The organism is Hymenobacter fodinae (assembly GCF_004745825.1).
In the GTDB taxonomy this organism is placed as follows: domain Bacteria; phylum Bacteroidota; class Bacteroidia; order Cytophagales; family Hymenobacteraceae; genus Hymenobacter; species Hymenobacter fodinae.
Map to the genome: position 1 here is coordinate 187,326 of NZ_SRLA01000005.1, position 18,814 is coordinate 206,139.

15 protein-coding genes are annotated in these 18,814 nt (G+C 57.1%); 12 read left to right on the top strand and 3 right to left on the bottom strand.

All coding sequences use genetic code 11. The features are described from left to right. Nucleotides 1-348: 348 nt before the first annotated feature. Nucleotides 349-1,230, bottom strand: coding sequence for a hypothetical protein (locus EU556_RS21115; protein WP_210116340.1), 882 nt, complete (start codon nucleotides 1,228-1,230; stop codon nucleotides 349-351). Between the two features lie 156 nt (nucleotides 1,231-1,386). Here EU556_RS21115 and EU556_RS21120 point away from each other — a divergent pair, with 156 nt between their 5' ends. From EU556_RS21120 to trmB, 8 genes are all read left to right on the top strand, one after another. Next, entirely contained in the window at nucleotides 1,387-4,617 is a 3,231-nt protein-coding gene (locus tag EU556_RS21120; protein ID WP_245327820.1) for a tetratricopeptide repeat protein, read from the top strand. A 99-nt stretch (nucleotides 4,618-4,716) separates the two neighbouring features. Then, the gene (locus tag EU556_RS21125; RefSeq protein ID WP_135436139.1) at nucleotides 4,717-6,429 is read left to right on the top strand and encodes a TonB-dependent receptor; all 1,713 of its coding nucleotides are present in this window, start codon (nucleotides 4,717-4,719) and stop codon (nucleotides 6,427-6,429) included. 181 nt (nucleotides 6,430-6,610) lie between these two features. Continuing rightward, nucleotides 6,611-7,795 (top strand): HU domain-containing protein, encoded by a 1,185-nt coding sequence (locus EU556_RS21130; RefSeq protein WP_135436140.1) that lies wholly within the window; start codon nucleotides 6,611-6,613, stop codon nucleotides 7,793-7,795. Between the two features lies 1 nt (nucleotide 7,796). Then, on the top strand, nucleotides 7,797-8,528 hold the full coding sequence (locus EU556_RS21135; RefSeq protein WP_135436141.1) for a MotA/TolQ/ExbB proton channel family protein: 732 nt from the start codon (nucleotides 7,797-7,799) through the stop codon (nucleotides 8,526-8,528). Between the two features lie 28 nt (nucleotides 8,529-8,556). Further along, nucleotides 8,557-9,024 (top strand): ExbD/TolR family protein, encoded by a 468-nt coding sequence (locus tag EU556_RS21140; RefSeq protein WP_245327821.1) that lies wholly within the window; start codon nucleotides 8,557-8,559, stop codon nucleotides 9,022-9,024. Nucleotides 9,025-9,220: 196 nt separating this feature from the next. After that, nucleotides 9,221-10,108 carry a TonB family protein gene (locus EU556_RS21145; RefSeq protein WP_135436142.1) on the top strand — a complete coding sequence of 296 codons (888 nt, stop codon included), beginning with the start codon at nucleotides 9,221-9,223 and terminating at the stop codon, nucleotides 10,106-10,108. 166 nt (nucleotides 10,109-10,274) lie between these two features. Next, a complete protein-coding gene (locus EU556_RS21150; RefSeq protein ID WP_135436143.1) occupies nucleotides 10,275-11,576 on the top strand; it encodes a bifunctional folylpolyglutamate synthase/dihydrofolate synthase in 1,302 nt (433 codons plus the stop codon). Nucleotides 11,577-11,702: 126 nt separating this feature from the next. Further along, on the top strand, nucleotides 11,703-12,365 hold the full coding sequence (trmB, locus tag EU556_RS21155; RefSeq protein WP_135436144.1) for a tRNA (guanosine(46)-N7)-methyltransferase TrmB: 663 nt from the start codon (nucleotides 11,703-11,705) through the stop codon (nucleotides 12,363-12,365). A gap of 90 nt (nucleotides 12,366-12,455) precedes the next feature. Here the strand turns inward: trmB and EU556_RS21160 are convergent, their stop codons facing one another. Further along, a complete protein-coding gene (locus EU556_RS21160) occupies nucleotides 12,456-12,749 on the bottom strand; it encodes a hypothetical protein (protein ID WP_135436145.1) in 294 nt (97 codons plus the stop codon). A gap of 202 nt (nucleotides 12,750-12,951) precedes the next feature. Here EU556_RS21160 and EU556_RS21165 point away from each other — a divergent pair, with 202 nt between their 5' ends. Then, entirely contained in the window at nucleotides 12,952-13,791 is an 840-nt protein-coding gene (locus EU556_RS21165) for a maleylpyruvate isomerase N-terminal domain-containing protein (RefSeq protein ID WP_135436146.1), read from the top strand. 4 nt (nucleotides 13,792-13,795) lie between these two features. Here the strand turns inward: EU556_RS21165 and trpF are convergent, their stop codons facing one another. Continuing rightward, nucleotides 13,796-14,419: a phosphoribosylanthranilate isomerase gene (gene trpF / locus EU556_RS21170; protein WP_135436147.1), complete on the bottom strand. Its 624-nt coding sequence runs from the start codon at nucleotides 14,417-14,419 to the stop codon at nucleotides 13,796-13,798. A gap of 233 nt (nucleotides 14,420-14,652) precedes the next feature. Here trpF and mnmA point away from each other — a divergent pair, with 233 nt between their 5' ends. From mnmA to EU556_RS21185, 3 genes are all read left to right on the top strand, one after another. Further along, a complete protein-coding gene (gene mnmA, locus EU556_RS21175; protein WP_135436148.1) occupies nucleotides 14,653-15,798 on the top strand; it encodes a tRNA 2-thiouridine(34) synthase MnmA in 1,146 nt (381 codons plus the stop codon). A gap of 154 nt (nucleotides 15,799-15,952) precedes the next feature. Next, the gene (locus tag EU556_RS21180) at nucleotides 15,953-16,726 is read left to right on the top strand and encodes a hypothetical protein (RefSeq protein WP_135436149.1); all 774 of its coding nucleotides are present in this window, start codon (nucleotides 15,953-15,955) and stop codon (nucleotides 16,724-16,726) included. Nucleotides 16,727-17,016: 290 nt separating this feature from the next. Beyond that, entirely contained in the window at nucleotides 17,017-18,657 is a 1,641-nt protein-coding gene (locus EU556_RS21185) for a S8 family serine peptidase (protein ID WP_210116341.1), read from the top strand. Nucleotides 18,658-18,814: the final 157 nt, after the last annotated feature.

The following is an 18,814-nucleotide window of genomic DNA, read 5'->3' on the forward strand; positions in this document are numbered from 1 at the left end:
CGTTATTTCTAAGGCTTACAAGCCAAAGTCGCTGCCTGCAGCCGGGATGAAAATGGACTACTAACAGGAGCGAAGCAGCTCGTGAACGACCATGCTTAACGCCGAGAATTCAGTCCTTGCTACTTCCTAGACCACAAGACAAACCCAGGGCTCAACTTCAGCCTTAAATATGGCTTGGAAGAACATAAACCGATAATAAGCACTCTTGGAGCCGAAGTACTTGCCCTTTGTTGAGAGTTACGTCCTATTAGGCTGTAGGTGGTCTACAGTCAGAGAGTTTTGCGGCACTATACTATCGGTAGTACATAAGCAGAGTGCAGAAGAAAGACCGCAACAATGAAGATGTATTCAATATCGCTCCTCGTTGCGGACAGAACTCAAGTCGAGCAAATACTCGCAGGTTTTGCGGAAATCATCTGTTTTAGTGGGGCTGTGGCGGGACACCATGTGGTAGCCGCCAGCTTGGTGAGCTTCTAGTAGCCAAGTAGCACCATCTAAAGTGCCAGGATCTGGCTGGCAGGATTGCAACAGGTTGAATTTGCCCGTCTTTAATAATGACTGGAAATGTTGCCACTGCTCTGATGTAACTGCCACCATAGTTTCCTCTTTAGTAATCTGCCTAGCCCGACGCTTCCCTTCGGCAACCCAAGCTTGATATTTTGGGTCATGCAGGAACTGTCTATAGATCTTCTGGGTGTACGCTTTTCGATAGGCAGACGTAGAAGGTAGTAAACTGTCAGGATGCTCAGGCCTACGATCTTCAAAATTTGGGTATTTGTCTAGAATCTGAGTGCGTATTGCTAGGCCAGTATTACCCTTATAAAGTGTTAACAGAACAGGCCGGTCAAAGGATCTTAGCCAAAGGAATCGATAAATAGACTGGCCTAAATAATAGTTCGAAAGGACAGGAGCCTGGAAATAAGTCAGGATATAGGAGTTTCGAACTAACTCATATGCGCAGTTCGCAAACCTAATGTCTGTGTTCAGGCGCGTTTCAGGCCATTGGCTTTTGGGTAGATATTTATCATGCAGTGAGTCGGCGGCTGGGAAATAAAACGTGGTGGTATCACGTGGGTGGCCTAGCGCATCAGAAACTGCTGGGTTCTGCGGATAAGCAGGTGCGGAGGCCGTGGGCGAAGAACAGCTAGCCAAATTCAACAGGCCCAGGCTGATCAGAAAGAATACATAGCAGTGGCGCATAACAGATAGGGCGAATACGTACTCAAGCACGGCACTATTCTTCGGTTTTCTACACCAAAGTCCTATCCTTCGCGTTAAAAGCCGCAAAAAGGCCACTTTGGGGCAACCTCGGCCGAACTTTTCGCTACTTTTGGCTGATTCCGGGGCCGCTGGCGGCTCCGGCCTTTCTCTGCGTAACGCTTTCTGATGAAACTATTCCCCCGCCTGGCGCTGGCCGCCTCCCTCAGCGCCGCTGCCCCACTCGCGGCTGCGGCCCAGCAAACGCAGGTGTTCACCAACGATGAACGCCACTTCCAGGAAGGCCTCGAACTCTTTGACCGCGGCAAGTACGGCGCCGCTCAGCAGGCTTTCCAACGCTACCTCGACGTAACGCAGCGCCGCACCGGCGAGCTGGCCGCCGGCCGCACCACCGATGCCGAATACTACTACGCGGTGTCGGGCCTCTACCTGTTTCATCCCGATTCGGAAGACCGCATTCTGGCGTTTGCCAGCGCCAACCCGGCTCATCCCAAAGCTGCCGAGGCCTACTTCCAACTCGGTAAGTTCTACTTCGACAAGAAGGACTACGTGAAGGCCATCAGCTACCTGCAGCAGGTGGGCCCCGACAACCTCACCGATGACCAGCGCGCCGAAGCCGAGTTCAAGCTGGGCTACAGCTACTTCGCGCAGAAGGAGTACGACAAGGCCAAGTTGCAGTTCGACCGCAACAAGGCCGGCAGCCACCAGTACCGCTACGCCAGCAGCTACTACGCCGGCTACCTGGCCTACCGCGCTGGCGACTACGCCGGGGCCCGCAAAGACTTGGCCGTGGCCGAGCAGAACGATGCCTACCGGCCCGTGGTGCCCGCCATCATGTCGCAGATCTATTATAAGGAAGGCGACTACGATGGGCTGATCAGCTACGCCTCGCAGGCGCTCCAGCAAACGCCCCCGCCCCAAAGCGCCGACGAAATTCAATTACTGCTGGGCGATGCCTATTATCAGAAGCAGGATTTCAAGCAAGCCGCTACTTACTTTGATCAGTACGCCGCCAGCCGCAAGAAGATTGAGCCCGAAGTGCAGTACAAAATCGGGTACGCCAACTTCAAGCAGGGTGATTTCAAAGGCGCTATCAATAGCCTGAAGAACGTAGCGGCCCGCCGCGACTCGCTAGGCCAGAACGCCGCTTACCACTTGGGTCTGAGCTACCTGCAAACCAATCAAAAGCCGCTGGCGCTAAACTCCTTTGATGCCGCCCGCAAGCTCACCTTCGACAAGAACATCACCGAAAACGCGACGCTGAAGTACGCGCAGGTTAATTATGAGCTGGGCAACACCCAGGAAGTAATTGCCGCCCTGCGTGACTTTCCCAAACGTTTCCCGCGTTCTAACAATCAAGCGGCCGCCGACGACATCCTGAGTGAGAGCTTCCTGAACTCCTCCGATTACGCCCAGGCGCTTAACTACCTCGACAACCTGGACGAGCGCAGCCCCAAGCTCAACGCCACCTACCAGCGGGTGGCCTACCTGCACGCCGCCACGCTCTACAACGACAACCGCTACCAGGATGCCCTGCCGGTGCTCGATAAGAGTCTGAAGTACCCTCAGGACGATGCCTTACGTGCCGCAGCCCAGGTACTAAAAGGTGAAATCTACAGCGTAGGCCAGCAGTACCAGCCGGCCATTACGGCTTACACGGCCGCCGCCCGCACGGCCCGCACCGGCTCGGCCGCCGAGACCGACTTCGACCAGAAGGCGCGCTACGGTCTGGGGTACGCCTATTATAATACCAAGCAGTACGACCGCGCCCGCCAGCAATTCCAGGCCTGGCTACAGGACCCTACCGCCAAGCCCGCCGACCCGAACTATTACGATGTGACCCTGCGCCTCGGTGACACCTACTACGTAGCTAAAAACTACCAGCAGGCCATCGACCAGTACGACAAGGTAATTCAGGCCAACGCCGCCGATAAGGATTACGCCTACTACCGCAAGGGGCAGACCCTAGGCCTCATGGGCAAGCGTGAAGCTGCCGCCAGCACCCTGAGCACCCTGCTGAAAACCTCGCCCAACTCGCGCTACGCCGACGACGCTGTATACCAGCAGGCCCAGCTCGACTACGAAGCGGGCTCGTTTCAGGCGGCCGTGGATGGGTTCATGCGCCTGATTCAGAATCGCCCTAACTCACCCCTGATACCCACGGCCCTGCAGAAGCGGGGAGTGGCCTACCAGAACCTAGAGCAGCATGAGAAAGCTGTGGCCGACTTCCGGCAGGTGCTGAGTCAGTATCCGCGTACAAAATCGGCGAGCAGCGCCATTTACAGCTTGCAGGAAAGCCTATCGGCCCTGGGCCGGACGGAAGAGTTTGATCAGGCGTTGGCGCAGTTCAAGCAGCAAAATCCCGATAATAAAGCCACCGAAAGCGTGGAGTTTGAGGCGGCGAAGTCGCTGTACCTGGCAGAGAAATATGCCCAGGCCATTCCGCGCCTAGAGAGCTACCTGCAGCAGTATCCCAGCACCGTGCTGGCCGCCGATGGTCGCTTCTTCCTGGCCGATTCTTACCTGCGCACGGGCCGCAAAGCCGACGCTTTGCCGCGCCTGAAAGCGGTGGTGGAAGAAGGCAAGAGTGAGTTCGTGAACCGCGCCGTGGGTCGGATTGCTGAGCTGGAATTCGAAAACAAGAACTACCCGGAGGCCGCTAAGTACTACGCCCGCCTACGCGAAGTGTCGCAGAACAAGCGCGAAGTAGCCAATGCTGGCATTGGGCTGATGAAAAGCTACTACGAAGCCGGTGACCTAGAAGGTACCCGGCGGGTGGCACAGGAGCTACAGGCCCAGGGCGGCGCGGCACTTAATGCCACCAACCTGGCCCTGCTCTACCTGGGCAAAGCCAGCTACAAAGCCGGCAACATCGACCAGGCTATTACGGAGCTGACCACAGCTGCCGCTACCGCCAAAGATGAAAGCGGCGCCGAAGCTCAATACCTAATAGCCGAGGCGCTGTTTCAGCAGAAGAAATACCCCGAAGCCTTGGACGCTGCTTACAAGAGCAACTCTGACTTCGCCAACTACGACCTGTGGCTGGGCCGGGCTTTCCTGCTGATTGCCGACGTGTACAAGGCCCAGAACGAAATCTTCCAGGCTCGCGCCACGCTGAATTCTATCATCGACAACAAATTTCCGGTGAAGGAAATCGTGGATGGTGCTAAGCAGCGCTTGGCCGAGTTGCCCGCTGATGCGGCTCCTGCGCCAGCAGGTGGCACCAAAGCTCAACCGGGCAAAAATACACCGCCTAAAACTACTACCCCGGCCACCAAACCTGCTACGGGCAAAGGTGCCACGAAGGCTCCTGTACGCAGCTCGCTGGCGCCCGCCGATGCGGCACCTACCAACTCTAACACCAACACCACCGATGGTCCGGTTGGGGAGGAAGAGTAGGCTTAGTAGTAAAGTTTTTGGTTGATAAATAATTAAAGAATAGCTGATTGTAGGCCAGAGGGTAAATCTTCAGTTGCAATGAGCTAAACCCCCGATACTATGACGTTTCAACCGTCGAAATTGCTGGCCGCTGCCACCTTGCTAACCGTAGCTGCTCCGGCTACCGTGTGGGCCCAGAAAACGGGCGGCAAGATTGAGGACGCCGAAATTGAGATTGTGAAGGAGCGGGTAAATGAGCTGCCCGAAGCCACTCGCAACTTTGAAAAAGTAAAGCTGGACGGGCCGGTGAAAGTGGAAAAGAAGGTGACTTACACGTACCCCGATTTTCGCTTGCCCGCCGATAAGCTCAACCCCTCGGTGCGGGTGCTCACCATCCGGCAAGAAGATCTGGCACCGCTCACCGGCAACTATCTTAAGGCTGGCCTAGGCAACTATGGCACCGTATACGGCAAAGCCTACCTGCACAACAACCGTAACGACCGCGCCAGCTACGGCCTCGACTTCAGTCACCTTTCCTCCTCAAAAGGCCCTGTTGATCGTAAGAACTCCAGCCAAAGCCAGACCAGCCTGGGCCTGAACGGCGAAACCTACGGCGGCCCGTTGGTACTTGGTGCCACGGCTAGCGCCGGGCGGGAGCGGTACAACTTCTACGGCTACGACCGGGAGTTTAACTTGCCCCCCAGTGCCGACAGCCTCAAGCAGGTATTCACCCGCGCCGCCGTGAAGCTGTATGCTCGCAACCGCGCTGCCGATGCTGCCTTCCAGTACGATCTTGGAGTAGGCTTTAACTACTGGAAAGACCGCTTCAACGCCAAAGAAAGTAACATATACGCCACGTTGCGCTCGGGCTACAAGCTCAGCGAAACCAGCCGCATTCGTTTCGATGGGGACGTGTCGTTTATCAACTTCCGGGATTCACTGAGCTACAGCCGCCCCCTGGTGCAGGTGACACCAGCCTATGAGCTTACCCTCGACCGCTTGGCCCTTTCTGTGGGAGCTACGCTAGGCTACACTGGCGACACCATCGGGAAGGCCAAGCAGGCTAACTTTTACCCGGCCGTGCGGGTGGGCTACACTGTAACGGAAGACAAGTTTCTGGTATACGCGGGGCTAGGGGGTGCCTTGCAGCGCGTGACGATGTATGACCTGACCACGGAAAACCCGTGGTTGGCGCCTAATCAGCGTGTAGCCGATACTCACCGCGGGCCGACCCTGTACTTCGGATTCCAGGCGGCGCCCGCTCGTTCCCTGGAGGTGAATGCCCGGGTGACGCTCTCCAACGACCAAAACCTGTACTTCTATGCCAACTCGCCGAGCGACACCACGAAGTTTGATCTGGTGTACGATGAGAAGTCGACGCAGCTGCTGAATGTACACGGCGAGGTGATTTACAACGCCGCCGAGAAAACCCGCGTGGGCTTCAAGGCCGACTACAACGGCTATAAAGTGCACTCTTTGCCGGAGGCCTTCCACCGGCCGGCCTTCCAGGGCACGCTTTTCGGGACGTACAACGTGTACGACAAGCTACTCCTGGGGGCAGAGATTTACACCTACAGCTCCAGCTTTGGTCGGGGCTACAAGCGGCAGGAAGCGGCTTCTGTACCACCCTTGCCACCGGTGGTTACGTACACCTCCCGGGTGCGCCCCACCGACTCCGTTATTGACCTGAACCTGCGCGCAGATTACCGCATTATGGAAAATCTATCCATATTTGCTTTAGGCAATAACCTGTTGGGCCGCAAGAACGAGCGTTTCCTGAACTATCCAGTGAAGGGAATAAACGTACTGGCGGGCGTAACCTATGATTTCTAAACTGCTGATTTCTTGGCAGGTGCTAGGCCACTCTTGCGGTGGTTTCTAGGCCTGCTAGGTGGCAGAGTATGCCAAGGCATACGGCGAGTAACCTCTCAGTTGCTCGCCGCTTTTGCGTTGCATATTCCGCCCAAAACCGAAATGGCAGCTCATTACTTTTAAAAACTAGCACGTCTCCTGCATGCAGCTTTCCGACCATATCCGTACCCTGCTCCGCGACCATGACTGCGTTATCATTCCTGATTTTGGGGGCCTGATTGCGGAGTATGAGCCGGCTCGGATTCATCCGGTACGCCACACGTTGGTGCCGCCCGCCAAGCGCGTGGCCTTCAACCAATCCCTGACCCGCAACGACGGGCTGCTGGTAGATGCGCTGAGCCGCCGGCTGGACATTAGCACGGCCCAAGCCCGGCAGATGGTGCGCGAGGCGGTGCTGCGGATGCAGGATGAACTGGAAACCGGCCAGCGCACTGAGCTGCCCGGAGTAGGGTTGTTCCGCCGGGCCGCTGGCCGGGGCCTTGATTTTGAGTATACGGGCACCCAAAACCTGCTCAGCGCCAGCTATGGCCTGCCTGAATTAGTATCTAGGCCTATCCGCGCCACCGATGCCATTATGGCGCGGGAGCGGCCCACACCCGCTCCGCTGCTGGCCGCCTCGCGCTCTTCGCGTGTTTCGCGCGCCTTCCGGGTGGGCGCCATGGCTCTGATTGCTGGCCTGGCGTTGTCGGCTAACTATATGACCCTAGACATGCTTGGGTATTTGCCCGAGAGCTGGCAGATTTCCAAGTCCTCTTTTACCACCTCAGCTAGGGAAGTACAAGCTCCAGTAGTGGCTCGGCAGCAAGCCGCGCTGGCTACTGAAATAGCCCGGCCCACGCCTCAGCCCATTCGGGAGACTCCGGTAGAAGCTGCCACCCCGGAAAAAGCTGCTCCGGCAGTGGCCCCGGTTGCTAAGCCAGCAGTGGTAGCGGCACCGGTAGTGAAAAAGCCCGTTGTAGTAGCCACGGTAGCCGGCGGTCAGAAGGCCCCGGCGGCTAAAGCAGCAGCTAAGCCGAAGGCTAAGGCACCCGGCTGGGAAAAAGCAGCCGCTACCAATGCAACGGCGGGCAGCGAAACCGCGACAATTAAAAGCCGCACGGGCCGTTACTACATCATCGCGGGTAGCTATACTTCCTTGGCCAACGCTGAGAAAGGCCGCCAAGCGCTGGTGCGCCTAGGCCACCCGGCACGGGTGATTCTGCCCCAGGCCGGTAGCCGCCAGTACAAGCTTTCCGTGGCTGACTACGCCGACCGTACTTCAGCCGACCGGGAAGCGCAGGCGCAGCGCCGTCGTTTAGGAAATACACTCTGGGTCCTCAATTACTAGCATGACGCTTCTCACCCTGCTGCTGCAAGCGCCCACCGGGGCCGCAGCAGTTCCCGCGGCTTCTCCCGCCGCTGCCGACTCTGCTGCTACTGCGGCCAACACGGCTGCCAACGCTGCCACCGGCCTTTCCCTCATCGATCTGGTATTTGCCGGCGGCTGGATTATGGTGCCGCTGTTTCTGCTGCTGTTCGTGTCAGTGTACATCATTCTGGAGCGGTATTTCACCATCCGGAAAGCGGGCGCCGTTTCAGATACCTTTATGCCTGGTATTCGGGGGCTGATGGTGAAGGGTGACTTGCAGGGCGCGAAAATGCTGTGCGCTCAGAACCCTACGCCGCTGGCCCGCATGATTGAGAAGGGTATCCGCCGGATAGGCCTACCGCTTAAGGAAATCGAAACCAGCGTGGAGAATGTGGGCAAAATCGAAATTGCCCGCCTCGAAAAGAACATCAACGTGCTAGGTATTGTGGCCGGTATTGCGCCCATGCTTGGTTTCGTGGGTACCATCATCGGGGTAATCAAGATCTTCTACGCTATCAGCTCCACCGGCGACTTTGGTATTGCTCAAATTTCAGGCGGTCTGTACACCAAAATGGTAACCTCCGCCGCGGGTCTGATTGTGGGTATTGTAGCTCACGTAGGCTACCACTGGCTCAGCATCATGGTAGAGCGCATGGTCTTCCGCATGGAGAACTCGGCCATTGAGTTCATGGACATACTGCAGGACAATTAAAGCGAGTGCATGAGTAACTGAGTGAGCTGTGTTTCACGACTTACCAACGGTTACTCACTCATTCGCTCACTCATTCATTCACCGCATGGACCTCAGCCGGCGCCGTAAGCTTTCTTCCCACGTCGAGACCAGCTCGATGAACGACATCATGTTCTTCCTGATGCTGTTCTTCCTGATTGTGTCGACGATGGTGAACCCGAACGTAATCAAGCTCATGCTGCCCAATGCCCGCTCGGGTAAGCAAGCCATGAAGCAGCCCATCACGGTGTCGGTGGATGCCGCCGGGCAATACTTCATCGACCGGCAGCCAACTTCGCCTACCGAGCTCGAAGCTGAGTTGGCCCGCCGCGTAGAAGGACTGGAAAGCCCGACCGCCGTGTTACGGGTAGATGCCTCCCTGAATGTGCAGAAGCTGGTCGACATCCTCGAAATTGGCAACCGCCTTAAAATTCGGATGGTGATGGCCACCCAAGCCCAGCAGGCTTCCGGCAAGTAAGCTAGGCCACTGCCAGCTGAACCAGTAGGCCCGGCTTCTCCGTTAACTATATATGCTACGCCCCGTCTGCCGTTTTTCGGAGCGGGGCGTAGTAATTAACAGGCAGCTTATTTGCATTAGGGCACCGCAGCTGCACACTTGATACTTGACTTTCTCCCACTGCGCGCTAGGCCAGTGTGAGCCAACTACTTCACCCATGGCAACTGAATATCGGGAAGAGCATCGTCGGGAGGCCTTAATCGGGACGGTGCTGATTCATGCCGCTCTTGCGGCGCTGTTCATTTTCACCGTGTTTAAAGGGCCCGATCCACCCCTGGAGACGCTAGGCGGAGACGGGGTAGAGCTCAACTACGGGGTAGATGAAGTAGGCTCCGGCGACATTCAAAGCCAAGCGCCGGCCAACGAGTCCAAAAATCGGGAGGACAGCCGCCCACCTGCATCGCAGCCCGACCCCACGCCACCTAGGCCAGTAGCCCAGCCTGACCCCACGCCACCAGCCCAAACCCGCGTGGTAACCAGCGAGGCTGAAGAAAGCCCCGTAACGGTGCCGCCGGTTACCAAACCTGCGCCCGCAGTGAAAGAAGAGGTGAAGCCTGAGCCGCCCCGCCCCAAAGTAGATCAGCGGGCCGTATTTACTCCCCGCGCCAATAGCAACAGCGGTGGCGGCAACGGTGTGAACGGCACCAGCAACGCGCCCACCGGCAACAACAACGGCGACAACCCCGGCACCGTGGGCGACAAAGGTGACCCACGGGGTACGTACGCCGGTACGGCCTACTCCGGCGAGCCGGGCAGTGGTGGCCGCGGTACAAGCCCTGGCTCGGGTGGCCTAGAGATGTCGGGCTGGGCGGTGGTAAGCAAACCCAACGTAGCGGCTCTCGATAACAACTCAGGTTTTGTGCGCTACCGCATCAAGATCAACGCCGATGGCGAAGTGGAGTCGGTGGCGAAGGTGACGGGCAACGTGTCGCCGGCCCAGGACCGCGCCTGCCGCGATGCGCTGGAACGAGTGGAGTTCCGCCGAACCAGCGCCGCTGAGGGCGGAGCTACTGGGTATTACACCTTCCGCTTTACCGTCCAATAAGCGCGTAGCATAAAAGCTTTTTAAGCCGCCGGTCGGATTTATCCGGTCGGCGGCTTTGCTTTGCAGGCTTTTTCAGTTGCCAGAAGTGAGATGTCCTTTGTTTGTTCTGAGAACCGATAAGTAACAACTCACAACTGCATCTGACCGCTCATAATTAATACCCCTTATGACGTACCGCGAAACTCTCGATTTTCTCTATCAGCAGTTGCCCATGTTTCAGCGGGTAGGCGAGGCGGGCTACAAGCCGGGGCTGGGCAACACCGAAGCGCTGGCCGAGCTGACGGGCCACCCCGAGCGTACTTTCCGCAGCGTGCACGTGGCTGGTACCAACGGCAAGGGTAGTAGTTCTAACTTAATAGCAGCTGTGCTGCAGGCTGCGGGGTATAAGGTAGGCCTCTACACTTCGCCCCACCTGCGCGAGTTTACCGAGCGAATTAAAGTAAACGGGCAGGACCTAGAACCGCAGTATCTGGTGGAGTGGGTGGCGCGCTGGTGGCCGCAGTTTGAGCAAGTGCAGCCCTCATTTTTTGAAATGTGCGTGGCTCTATGCTTTTGCTACTTCGCCGAGCAGCAAGTAGATGTGGCAGTGATTGAGGTAGGCCTTGGCGGTCGGCTGGATTCCACGAATATCATCCGGCCCTTGGTGTCGCTCATTACCAACATCAGTTTCGACCACCAGAATTTGCTGGGAAACACGCTGCCCCAAATTGCCAGTGAAAAAGCCGGCATCATCAAGCCGGGAGTTCCCGTCATCATCAGCCAGACCCAACCGGAAGTGAAAGCCGTTTTTAAGGATAAGGCGGCAGCTGAGCAAGCGCCCATACGCTTCGCCGATCAGCACTACCACATGGAGCCGGTGCGGCCCGCCGCACCCGATGAGGAAGTGCAACTGCTGCGGGTAACTCACGATGGAGCCCACTACCTCGACAACTTGGAGCTGGCACTGGCCGGTGATTATCAGCGCCTGAATTTGGCCGGCGTGCTGGCAACCTTGGAGGAGCTACGGCAGCTAGGCTTTGTAATTCCGGAGGAAGCCGTGCGTACTGGCCTACGCGAGGTGCGCCAGCTAACGGGCTTCCGCGGGCGCTGGACTATTCTGGGCCGCCGGCCGCTAGTTGTCTGCGATACGGGCCACAATGAAGCGGGTATTCGCTTCTTGACCGGGCAGCTAGCACGTCTGCCATACCGGCGGCTGCACTTTGTACTGGGCGTCGTCAACGATAAAGATGTGTCGAAGATGCTAGGCCTGTTGCCACGCGAGGCTACCTATTATTTCTGCCAGGCCACTATACCGCGGGCATTGCCAGGGGAGGAGCTGGCGGCGCGAGCTGCGGCAGTAGGCCTGCAAGGAGAGGTGTACGGCCCTGTAGCTACTGCCGTGGCCGCTGCCCGCGCTGCCGCCGCTCCCGATGATGTCGTCTTCATTGGAGGTAGTACCTTTGTGGTGGCCGAATTGGAAGAGCTCTAGGCCAGTTAGGCGTAGCACTGCTTAGTTGGTGTAAGTTTCTTTATCAAGTAGCAGATCAAAAGCTCGGCTTTCAGGTGGAGTTATGCCCCATCATTTTACCATTTCATCACCTCACTTCACCCTTTCGTGAGTCGAATTAAACTAAAGCGTTTTGCCGATAATGCCGGCCGCAATGACATTGTGGAGCCTGGCAAAGACAACTACCAGAAACTTGGCGGCCTCTGGCACGAGGAGTTTTTCCGGAACCCGAACCCCATCACGCTGGAAGTGGGCTGCGGCAAGGGCGAGTATACGGTAGGCTTGGCAGAGCGCTACCCCGAGCGCAACTTCTTGGGCCTCGATATCAAGGGGGATCGAATTTGGCGGGGCAGCCGCCGCGCCGAGGCGCTAGGCCTGTCCAATGTGGGGTTTGTGCGCACTCGGGCCCACGACCTGCTCACGCATTTTGCTCCCAGCGAGCTACACGAAATCTGGATAACCTTCCCCGACCCACGCCCCCGCGACCGGGATATCAAGCGCCGCCTGACTTCGCCGCGCTTCCTGGATCTGTACCAGCAGTTGCTGCGCCCCGGCGGTTTAGTGCACCTCAAAACCGACAATGAAGGCCTTTTCAATTACTCTTTAGAAACGGTGCAGCAGCGGCCTGGTACCACTATTCTGGCCTACACCAAGGATCTGTACGCCACGCCCGAGCTGCTGCCCCACGCCGAAGACATCGAGACAAATTTTGAGAGCAAGTACCGCGCCCAGGGCGTGCCTATTAAGTATCTGCAATTTCAGCTCAGCTAGGCCAGTTTCTGGAGCCTAAACAAGCAGCGCCCGTGGTGACTACCACGGGCGCTGCTTGTTTTCAGGCACGTATGCCGCGCACAATAAGGTTTATTCTTCGTTGCTATTGGAGTTTGAGCGTTTGCCGCCTTTATCGGAAGGGGCCGTCATGCCGGTGCCACTGTCCATGTTGCCGGCAATTTTCTCTTTGAAGTTATCGGGGCCGTTCCCGGCTGCCACGTGGGGCTGACTGGCCTGACCCGAGAGGCCGCTGCGCACTGAGCGGTCTTTTTCGGTTGAGCCTGCCTGCTGCGCCTGCTCCGATGATTGATTGCTAATTTTATCGTTAGCGTTTGGTCCTGCTTTAGGATCGTGCTGACTGCGGCTTCCAGATTGCTTTGACATAGCGGTACGGTTAGGAGGAAAGAACAATGGCCAACTAGGGGCCAACCTAGGGCAAGACCGTGGAGGTAACCACCTGTCTTGCTTCTATTTCGTACGCCGGTTGGCTCACTCTGTTGCGTTGCACCTACAAATAAGCCCCATAATGAGCCGCTGAAACCTAACTTTAATTAAGTTGACGCCTCGAAAGCACCACGGCTATTGTATGCAAGCGCTACCCACTTTATCTACCACTCATTTATTTCCTGTGCTCGATGAGCACTTACTGCGCCTCTTACAAGGGCTTAGCCCAGCGCAGTGGGAAGCCCCTACACTAGCGCCTAAATGGCGCGTGCGCGATGTGGCGCTCCATCTGCTCGATGGTAACCTGCGGGCCTTGTCTATGCTGCGAGATGGGCATTTCGCCGGGCCAGGCCCTGCTAGCCCGGCCTACCAGGATGTTGTTCAGTTTCTGAACGAGCTCAACAACAGTTGGGTCAGCGCAGGCCAGCGCCTTAGTCCGGCCGTACTAACGTGGCTGCTAGAGTTGAGTGGAGAGGCCTTCAGCCGGTATATGGCCTCGCTTGACCCCCAGGCGCCAGCCGTGTTTTCCGTGGCTTGGGCCGGGGAAGAGCAATCGGCCAACTGGTTCCACATTGCCCGCGACTACACTGAGAAGTGGCACCACCAGCAGCAGATTCGGCAGGCTGTTGGGCAGGAGGAGCCTCTGCTTACGCGGGAGCTGTACCATCCCTTTCTCGCCACCTCCGTGCGAGCCTTGCCGCACCGGTACCGGCACCTCTCGGCACCGGAGGGCACCACCGTAGCCCTAACGGTAAGCGGCCCCGCCGGCGACACGTGGCATTTGCAGCGAGTGGGGCAGGTGTGGGAGCTAGGCCAGCAAGCAACCGGGGCTATTACCACCGAAGTAGGTATAGCCCCAGAATTGGCATGGCGCCTATTTACAAACAGCCTGCCTGAGCAGGAAGCCCGGCAACAGCTTCAAGTGGTAGGAGAGTCGGCCTGGGCCGAGCCCATGTACTCGGTGCGGGCCATAATGGCCTAACGTACTATTCGTCTTCCAGCGCTTCAAACACAGCTTCCATCTCCTCAAAGTCGCGGAGGCCGGGCTTGATTTCGTGGCCGCCTTCCAGCACAATACCCGCGGGGCGTACCGTTTCCACAAAATTTCGGATGTCGGTAGGAGCGTAGCCTTCGCCCAGCCAGATAGCGTAGCGCCGGGCCTGCTCCGTGAGGCGGGTTAGTTGTGCAGCACTCGGCAACGGAGATGGTGCTTGAGCCAGCACAAAGCCCGCGTAGGTTGCCTGCTGCTCCCGGAACCGCAGCTCCACATCTTCCGGCAGCATATCCGGAATCCAAGTGATGAGCTTGTAGGCCGGTACAGTTAATTCTGCCAGCTCGTGGGCGGGGCGCCGCCGGTGCAGCAGCACGCCGTGCAGGCCGCAGGCCTGGGCTAGGGCATTTATTTCATCCACTGACAAGGTGTCAAACTCCCCAATCAGCTGAACTCCCGAAACCCAGCCGCCGAGTTCTTTCACGGCGTCGGGCGAGAGATGGTCGGGCCAGGCCGGGTCGAGGCGGAACGTCAGGCTGTCGGCGCCCATACCGGCGCAGTAACGGGCATCAGAAAGGTTGTTAATGCCGCGCACCATAACGGGGACGATGAGAGCCATGGCAGAAAATATCGAGAATGAAAGTTCAAGAAAAGGATCAGTGCGAAAGCCACCGACCGGGTTTTGGAGGTGCAATATTCGGGTAAAATAAGCCTATCTGGTTCGTTTGCTTTCTACTTTCTCCCGAAAGTGGCCTAGGCCGCGCGGCGGGCAGCCAATCATACTCCCCAATACCCACTACCTTTGCACCAACGGCCGGAACCTTTCACGCTCCGGGCGCTTTTCATTCTCTTATGAATACTACGAAAGGACGGGTGCTGGTTGCCATGAGCGGCGGCATCGACAGCTCCGTGGCAGCCGTGATGCTCCACGAGCAAGGGTACGAAGTGGTCGGGATGACCATGAAAACCTGGGACTACGCCTCGGCGGGCGGCAGCAAGAAGGAAACCGGCTGTTGCTCCCTCGATAGCATCAATGATGCCCGCCAGATTGCCGTGGATTTGGGCTTTCCGCACTACATCATTGACATTCGCGACGAATTCGGCGACTTTGTTATTTCCAACTTCACCGAGGAATACTTGGCCGGCCGTACGCCAAATCCGTGCGTGCTCTGCAACACCCACATCAAGTGGGATGCCCTGCTGCGTCGCGCCGACCAGTTAGGTTGCGACTTTATTGCCACGGGCCATTACGCGCAGGTGCGCCATGAAAACGGCCGTTACGTAATCAGCAAAGGCCTCGATGATAACAAGGACCAAAGCTATGCCCTCTGGGGAGTGACTCAAGAGAGCCTGGCCCGTACCCTGTTTCCGCTAGGCCAGTTGCGCAAAACCGCTATTTATGATTTCGCCCGTGAGCGGGGCTTCACGGAACTAGTGAACAAGCCCGAGAGCTACGAAATCTGCTTTATCCCCGACAACGACTACCGCGGGTTCCTGCGGCGCCGGGTACCGGGCCTGGAGGAGCGCGTGGCTGGCGGTGAGTTTGTACTGCGCGACGGCACAGTAGTAGGTAAGCACGAAGGCTACCCGTTCTACACCATTGGGCAGCGTAAGGGGCTGGGCGTGGCACTTGGCTTCCCCGTCTACGTAACCGCCATCGACCCGGAAACCAACCGTGTGGTACTCGGTAATTTTGAGGACTTGGCTAGTACCCGCACGGTGGTGGGCAAACTCAACATGGGCAAATACGCCTCCTTGGAAGGTCGCGGCTTGGTGCCCAGCATCACCAAAATCCGTTACAACCACGATGGCGCCCCCGCTTTCCTCGAGCAAAAGGGCGACAAGATCTACGTGTACTTCGAAGAGGCTGTGCACGCCGTAACCCCAGGGCAGGCCGCCGTGTTTTACGATGGCGAAGACGTGCTGGGCGGCGGCTGGATTGAGCGCCACACCATCGGCGAAGTTCCCGAGCCTTCGGAAGTAGCCCTGAACGCGTAGCCCACCTGGCCTAGGCCTGCTTTACGCCCCAAAAATACGGCCCGGTAACCTCTTACTTGAAAGAGGCTGCCGGGCCGTATTTTTGGCAGCGGGAAGAGTTGCGTCGCGCCTGACAACTGTTTTTGTGCTATTTTTCAGCTGCAAAACGAATTATATGATGCAGAAATATTCTTCCTGGGCTAGGCCACTGATTCAGGCTGGCAAGGCGTTGTCATTATGTATTCTACTGGGCACCGCTGGCTGTAAAAACGAGACGGAGGCCGTGCCTGATCAAAGCCAGGAATACTATCCATTGGAAGTCGGCTCTTACCGAATTTACGACGTGGTAGACTCAGTGTTTAATGCTAATGTGCCGCGGGTTACCCGATTTCAATTTAAGGAAGAAGTAGCCTCAGAGCAAACGGCCGATGCCACGGGCCGGTTGGTATACCAAGTCATTCGCTCCCGACGGGCTACTACTGCCGATGCCTGGAAGGTTGATTCTGTTCTCACGGTTTCCACGAGCCAGCGGAATGTGATAGTGATGCGCAATAACGTGCGTACGGTAGAGCTGGTATTTCCCGTGGCGGAAGGCAAGGAGTGGTATAATAATGCTTTCAACACGTATAACGAATTGGAACCTGACTCCGCCGCCAACCTAAACCGAGCGTATTTGCGGGTAGGCCAGCCGTTCACGATTGTGAGCAATGGCAAATCGTACTCATATCCCTCCACTATCACTACGCTCAACAACTTATCAAATGCCATCACGGGAGTAAACCAATTTTACTACACCGTTTTGCGCAATGTGTATGCCCAAGGAGTAGGACCAGTGTACCGGGCGCGGCGACGGTATATCTACTGCCAGACCGGCAACTGCGTGCCTAACCCCGCTTATATCTACCTAGGCCAGTCGCGCAGCGAAATTCTAGTAGAAAGCAGCAAGTAACGATAGATCTGTAACGTAACCTGATAACCCATCAGCACTGGCCCAGACGATTGTCTGGGCTAGTGACGTTTTATGGTGGTACTGCTGCTCGCATAAAGAGGAGCAGGGTAGCATCGAAAGATGACCGTGTAAGGCATTTACTAGTGAGAGAAATTCAGGGGAAAAGGCCTTTAAACAGGTCCAAAGCGGGGGTTAGTTCGTATCTTCCGGCAAGCTATTTCCCGATCTGAATGCGTCTTCCCCACCTTTTGCTTGCAACAGCTTTGTGGTCTGGTACGCTGCTACCTGCCGTGGCAGCTTCAGGCCCCCAAGACCCACCTTCGGCATCTGCTGGCCCAAACGGCACTGTGCGCAAGCACCTGGTTTACTTCCGCGACAAGGCCAATTCCCCCTATAGTACCAGCCAGCCTCTGCAGTATTTATCGGCGCGGGCGGTGCAGCGGCGGCAGCGGCAGAACATTGCCGTGCAGCCCCGCGACCTGCCCGTTAACCCTGCTTACGTGCAGCAAGTGAAGGCCGTGCCCGGCGCCCAGCTCTGGTACACTTCCCGGTGGTTTAATGCGGCCGTAGTAGCCTGCGATTCAGCTACCCTGGCTCAGCTTCAGACCCTGCCGTGCGTTCAGACAATCAAAACCGTAAACCGCGGCCTGCCAGGTACCCGCAAGCGGGATGGGGCCGAGCAGGAGGCTGCCCGCACAAGCGGTACGCGCGCTGAGTACGGCACGGCCTACACCCAGGCTAAAATGATTGGGGCCATTGACATGCACGATGCTGGCTTCCGGGGTGAGGGGATGCAGATTGCCGTGTTTGATGCTGGCTTTCCGGGAGTAAATACCACCACTCCCTTTGCCGCCATGCGGACCGAGAACCGGCTAGGCAGCGTGTTCAACTTCGTGGAGAAAAACCAGCAGGTGTTTCTGCGAAACAACCACGGCACGAACTGCCTTTCTACTATGGCCGGCAACCAGCCGGGGCTGTACATTGGCACGGCCCCAAAGGCTTCCTACCACCTCTACGTCACGGAAGATGTTACTTCGGAGCACCCAGTGGAAGAGGTGAACTGGCTGATTGCGGCCGAATACGCCGACTCGGTGGGGGTAGATATTATCAGCTCCTCGCTAGGCTATAATACCTTCGACTACCCCTCTATTGATTATACCAACGGGGACTTAAACGGTCGAACCGCGCTTTCGACTCGGGCTGCAACTGTGGCGGCACGCGTGGGGATGCTGGTAGTTAATAGTGCCGGCAATGAGGGGAATGGCACGTGGCGCCACATTACGGCCCCGGCCGATGCCGACTCTATCCTCACCGTAGGAGCGGTTGACTCTCTGCTTCGGCGCGCTTCCTTTAGCTCCCTCGGGCCCACTGCCGACGGCCGCATCAAGCCTAACCTGTCGGCCATGGGCCAGCAAACGGCCATTATCACGCCCACAGGTACGGCCGCCCGGGGTAACGGCACCTCTTTCTCTTGCCCGGTACTTGCCGGCATGGCGGCGGGCTTCTGGCAGGCTAACCCTACGCTCACGGCCCAGCAAGTGCTGCGCTTCTTGGAGCGCTCAGGTACGCAGGCTACAATGCCAAACGATGAGGTAGGCTACGGCATTCCGAATTTTGTACGAGCCTACAACTTAGCAAACCCGGGCGCCCCCTTAGCCGCTACTCGGACTACCGCGCGCCAAGAGTTATTCATCTATCCAAATCCAAGCAAGGACAACGAGTTGTTCCTGCAGCTAGCAGAAGCGTTCCGCGGGAAGCCTTTGTTAGTTCGGATATATGACGCTCGGGGCGGACTGGTAAACGAGCAGCACTTACCCGCCACATCTGCCGCGGAAGTGCGGCTGCAGCCTCTTGCTTTGCCAAAGGGAGTTTATACCGGTTCTGTAACGGCAGGTAAAGAGCAGCGTACGGTACGGTTTGTTAAGCTTTAGGCCTATATAAACAGTTGTTTGTAAAGTAGTTGAGATGGTTGAGAGCAGGCTATAGATTCATTTGCTATTCTGGTTGGAATCTTGCAAATTTGATTAGCCAAAAGGCAATTATTTTTTGCCCTAAAATGTTAAAATCTACAGCTAAACAGCCTTTTTT

Bases quoted from the DNA above. Each gene is read 5' to 3' on its own strand.
- EU556_RS21125 (WP_135436139.1), top strand. From the start codon at position 4,717: ATGACGTTTCAACCGTCGAAATTGCTGGCCGCTGCCACCTTGCTAACC.
- EU556_RS21160 (WP_135436145.1), bottom strand. From the start codon at position 12,749: ATGTCAAAGCAATCTGGAAGCCGCAGTCAGCACGATCCTAAAGCAGGA.
- EU556_RS21180 (WP_135436149.1), top strand. From the start codon at position 15,953: ATGATGCAGAAATATTCTTCCTGGGCTAGGCCACTGATTCAGGCTGGC.
- EU556_RS21165 (WP_135436146.1), top strand. From the start codon at position 12,952: ATGCAAGCGCTACCCACTTTATCTACCACTCATTTATTTCCTGTGCTC.
- EU556_RS21120 (WP_245327820.1), top strand. From the start codon at position 1,387: ATGAAACTATTCCCCCGCCTGGCGCTGGCCGCCTCCCTCAGCGCCGCT.
- EU556_RS21150 (WP_135436143.1), top strand. From the start codon at position 10,275: ATGACGTACCGCGAAACTCTCGATTTTCTCTATCAGCAGTTGCCCATG.
- mnmA (WP_135436148.1), top strand. From the start codon at position 14,653: ATGAATACTACGAAAGGACGGGTGCTGGTTGCCATGAGCGGCGGCATC.
- EU556_RS21130 (WP_135436140.1), top strand. From the start codon at position 6,611: ATGCAGCTTTCCGACCATATCCGTACCCTGCTCCGCGACCATGACTGC.
- EU556_RS21135 (WP_135436141.1), top strand. From the start codon at position 7,797: ATGACGCTTCTCACCCTGCTGCTGCAAGCGCCCACCGGGGCCGCAGCA.
- trpF (WP_135436147.1), bottom strand. From the start codon at position 14,419: ATGGCTCTCATCGTCCCCGTTATGGTGCGCGGCATTAACAACCTTTCT.
- EU556_RS21145 (WP_135436142.1), top strand. From the start codon at position 9,221: ATGGCAACTGAATATCGGGAAGAGCATCGTCGGGAGGCCTTAATCGGG.